The sequence below is a fragment of the Porphyromonas sp. CAG:1061 genome (genome assembly GCF_000435035.1).
In the GTDB taxonomy this organism is placed as follows: Bacteria; Bacteroidota; Bacteroidia; order Bacteroidales; family Porphyromonadaceae; genus Porphyromonas_A; species Porphyromonas_A somerae.
The window spans coordinates 1,596-2,191 of record NZ_HF988949.1 but is presented as its reverse complement, the minus strand read 5'-3'; the positions used below and the strand labels follow the sequence as shown (position 1 = coordinate 2,191).

1 protein-coding gene and 1 pseudogene are annotated in these 596 nt (G+C 50.8%); one reads left to right on the top strand and one right to left on the bottom strand.

Going from position 1 to position 596, the window contains the following annotated elements; genetic code table 11:
- Nucleotides 1-212 (bottom strand): type I restriction enzyme HsdR N-terminal domain-containing protein (locus QVO39_RS08375; RefSeq protein WP_288171950.1); only part of this gene is annotated, 212 nt, incomplete at its 3' end.
- A 93-nt stretch (nucleotides 213-305) separates the two neighbouring features.
- Between QVO39_RS08375 and QVO39_RS08370 the strand changes: the two are divergent.
- Nucleotides 306-596 (top strand): annotated as a pseudogene (locus QVO39_RS08370) (DNA polymerase III subunit delta); the annotation flags it as partial.

Here is a 596-nt window from a genome sequence, read left to right as displayed (position 1 = left end):
GGCTGTAGCTGTGGGGTGAAGACGACGGTATCGCATCGGCGCGAGAGTTTGCCTACGGTGATGGTGTACTCATTGGCGATCAGAGTGGGAGGGTAGTCGAGTTGGTGTGTGAGTAGGTGTACGACGGCTTGGCGTACCCTCTCTTCGGGGGTGAGGGGGACTTCTTTCTTCCGAATGGGATCGTATATCATCGTTTGCTCAGTGGGTGCCATTTCCTTATTCTTTTTATTTCATTATATTTGTGATCTATTGGGGGTGTGCCAGCCCTTTTCGGGTGGTGCCTCTCTTATAAATAATGTAGTTGTATGCCCTATAGTGACCAACCACAGACGGTATTGAGCCGTCTTTCTCCCGACCAAAAGCCTTCGCCTATCTATATCTTGATGGGTGAGGAGGAGTATTTTATCGACAAGATAGAGAAAAAAATTGTCTCTACCTACCTTCCGGAGGCGGAGGAGGGTGAGGATGAGTCGGGCTGGGGTGGATTTGACTACTCTCTTCTTTATGGCTCTAGCTGTGGAGTGGACGAGCTTTTGGCTCACTGTCGGCGCTATCCTATGGGTAGTCGATATCGGGTGGTGGTGCTGCGAGAGGCG